General features: G+C 73.5%; 3 protein-coding genes. All 3 read left to right on the forward strand.

The window, feature by feature from the left end; translation table 11 throughout:
- The coding region (locus tag H5J29_RS25420; protein ID WP_312858401.1) for a BRCT domain-containing protein at positions 1-418 on the forward strand (418 nt) is incomplete at its 5' end.
- 173 nt (positions 419-591) lie between these two features.
- Entirely contained in the window at positions 592-1,314 is a 723-nt protein-coding gene (locus H5J29_RS25425) for a 3-keto-5-aminohexanoate cleavage protein (protein WP_181783547.1), read from the forward strand.
- Between the two features lie 1,643 nt (positions 1,315-2,957).
- The coding region (locus H5J29_RS25430; protein WP_246394269.1) for an FAD-binding oxidoreductase at positions 2,958-3,558 on the forward strand (601 nt) is incomplete at its 3' end.

A 3,558-nucleotide genomic window follows, 5' to 3' on the forward strand; every position in this document is an offset into this window, starting at 1 on the left:
AGCTGGGCGTCTCGTCCACGGCGTCGGGCCCACGATCGCGGCGGCGATGCGGGACTGGTTCACCGTGGACTGGCACCGCGACGTTGTGGCGAAGTGGCGGGCCGCGGGCGTGCGCATGGTGGACGAGGTGGACGCCTCGGTCCCGCGCACCCTGGAGGGCCTGTCGATCGTGATCACCGGCTCCATGGAGGAGTTCTCCCGGGACGAGGCCAAGGAGGCGATCATGGCCCGCGGCGGCCGTGCCGCGGGGTCGGTGTCGAAGAAGACCGCGTTCCTCGTCGCGGGGGACGCGCCGGGCTCCAAGTTCGACAAGGCCCAGGAGCTGGGCGTCCCGGTGCTGGACGAGGAGGGCTTCCGGGTACTGCTGGAGCAGGGGCCGGAGGAGGCCACCCGACACGCGGGCGCGTCCGGATCGTGACCGAGATCAGCAGTACGAGGGATGTGCCGGTGCCGAGGCGGCGGGTCCGGCTGCCGTCCGACTAGGCTCGGCCCTTCCGCTCCCCGCACGGAAGGAACCGGTCGTCGCAGCCAGTCGATGATCTGTCCGAACCGGAGCCGGGAGCGGCACGGACACTCGGCGAAGGAGGCACGGTGCTGCAGGCGGTTCTGAACGGTTCGCGTCCGGAGGACGCGCACCCGGCGCTGCCCGTGCTCGCCCGCCACCTGGCCCGAGACGCCCGCGCGGTCGCGCGCCTGGGCGTCCAGTCCGTGCACGTGCACCCGCGGGACCCGCTGGGACACGAGACGATCGAGCCGGTCCACGTGGGGGACGCGGTCGCGCTGATCCGCCAGGAGGCCCCCGGCGTCGAGATCGGGGTGACCACCGGGCGGTGGATCCAACCCGACCCGATGAAGCGGATCGAGGCGGTCTACGGCTGGGGCAGGCTGGGCCACGGCAAGCCGGACGTCTGCTCGGTCAACGTGCACGAGAAGGGCTGGGTGGACGTCTGCAAGGCGGCTGCCCAGGTCGGGATCGGCGTGGAGCTCGGGGTCTGGACCAGCGGGGACGCGGTCACCCTGCGGCAGAGCGGCGTCCCGCCGATGACGGTCCGGGTGCTCGCGGAGTCCACCGTCGTGTCGGACCCGGAGACCGCGGTCGCCGAGGCCATCCGGATCGTGCGCGCACTGGGGCAGCTCCCGGTCCCCGTCCTGCTGCACGGCGAGGAGGACGGCGCCTGGCCGGTGCTGGAGTACGCGCTGCGGATGGGCGTCGACACCCGGATCGGTTTCGAGGACGTCCTGGTCCGCCCGGACGGCTGGCTCGCCACCGGCAACGACGACCTCGTGCGCTCCGCCCTCGCCATCCGCGTGTGAGCTGCCCGCCCGACCGCGGGGCGCCCGGCCCGAGGTCGCACGGGCTCCCGATGCGACGCACCCGCGCGAGCGTCCGCTCGCGGTCCTGCCGGGGCGCAGGTCCTCGAAGAGCGTGACTCCCGGTACGCCGCCGAACCGGTCCATCCACGACATGATCGCCGACCGGGCACACTGAGCCGCGCGAGGCGCGGTGCGCGCTGCCGGAACGCCGATCACAGCCCCGGTGCGCTGTCCGCCCGCCCCGCTGTCGCGCGATGGCGACGGCGGCGGGGGCCGTTGCGCCCGGTCGTGATCACGGTGCGGGCCGTTGCGCCGGGTCGTGACCGCGGTCCGAGGCGGTAGGGACACGGGTGCGGTGCCGCTGCAGCGGTAGCGCCCCGGGTTCGTGCCGCTGCACCGATCGTGATCGGTTTCGCGCTGGCTCAGCTCATGATCAGCGTCTCGGCGCGCTGTGCCGCGGTGAGCGCGGCGGATGGTGCCGAAGCGGCGATCATGACTGGGAGGGCCGAGCGGCCGGCATTTCGTCGGTCCGCGTGGCAGCCATCGGCTGTGGGCGCAGCGAGTGCCGCACCGGGGCGGGTCGGCCGGTGCCGCCGTCATTCGTGATCACTGTTTGGGTGCATCGTGCCGCGGTGGGTGCGGTCGGTGGTGCCTCATCGGTGATCATGGCTTCGGGGGTGGGTCCTGTGTTCTCGGTGCGTGCCATGGTGGGTGCCCTCGGTGTGTCACTGGGCGCACAAGGGGTTCGCGGTGGCCGCGTCGTCTGTGGCCGGGTGGGTCGCAGGTTCGGCCATGATCGCTGTCCGGGAGCGTCGAGCCGCGGTGGGCGCGGCGGGCGGTGCCGAAGCGGCGATCATGACTGGGAGGGGCCGGCATCTCGCTGGTCAGCGTGGCAGCCACCGGCTGTGGGCGCAGCGAGTGCCGCACCGGGGGCGGCCAGGTCGTTGCCGCGCCGTTCATGATCACCGCTCGGGTGCGCCCCGCCGCGGTGAGCGCGGGTGGCGCTGCCGCACTGGTGATCATTGCCCTGGAGATGCGCCTGGTCGGTGGTGCCGTCGTTCATGATCACCGTTCGGGCGCGCCGCGCCGCGGTGAGCGCGGGTGGCGCTGCCGCACCGGTGATCATGGCACGCGTGATTCGCTTGCTCCCGCGGTCCGCCTGGCAACTGCGGAGCGCTTGGCCCGGTGGTGCCACCGTTCGTGATCGCCGCTTAGGTGCGCCGCGCCGCGGTGAGCGCGGGTGCCGCTGCCACACCGCTGATCATGGCCACCGCGGAGCGCGTGCCCACCGCGGAGCGCGTGCCCACCGCGGAGCGCCTGACCGCTGAGGCTGCTGCGTCTGGCCCGTGCGAGATCGGGTCACCACGACCGCTGTCGTGGGCCGCCCCTGACCGCGAACGGCGCCGGAATCACGGTCCTCGCCGGCTCGAGGCGCGTCGCACCGGGCTGTCTGGGGCTCGATCCGGTGGTCGCTGGTCAGCTCCGTCCGAACCCCCTGAACGTCCCGCGGGGTACCCAGGGTTCCCGCGCGTCGCCTCCGTCACGCACCGGTCACCGCCTTGTTGGTTCGGCAACAGAAAGCCCGGCCAGGGCGTGGTCGACGTGGTGGCTGCGGAGTGCCTCGACTCCATAGCGTGAACGTCATGAGCGTGGCAACCGGATTCTTGGGCGTCGGGAAGCACGTCCGCGCCCTGGCCCGGGCGTTCACCACCCCCCTGCTGCCGGACGACGTCCTCGGCACCCTCAACCCCCTCTGGTCCCGGCGTCAGCCGCAGGCCCGAGTGGTGCGTGTGGTGCCCGAGACCGCGGACACGACCACCCTGTACCTGCGTCCGGGGGCGCCGTTCGCGGCGCACATCCCGGGCCAGTACGTGGGGCTCGGCCTGCGGATCGACGGCGTGTGGCACTGGCGGACCTACTCGCTCACCTCCCGTCCCGGCGAGCAGCTGCTGCAGGTCACGGTCACGGCCGTGCCCGGCGGGCTGGTCTCGGGGCGGCTCGCGCACGGCACACCGGTGGGCACGGTCCTCGGGATCGCGCCCGCCACCGGCGACTTCACCGCGCCGGCAGGTAAGCCGCTGTTCGTCACCGCGGGCAGCGGGATCACCCCCGTCATGGGGATGCTCCGCAGCGCCGACCCGGCCGACCTGGCCGACGCCGTGCTGGTGCACGTCGACCGCACGCCGGACGAGGTCGTCTTCGGCCCCGAGCTGCGTGCGCTCGCCGCCCGCACCGGGCTGCGCC

It is taken from the genome of Pseudonocardia pini (genome assembly GCF_013870575.1).
GTDB classification, from domain to species: Bacteria; Actinomycetota; Actinomycetes; order Mycobacteriales; family Pseudonocardiaceae; genus Pseudonocardia; species Pseudonocardia pini.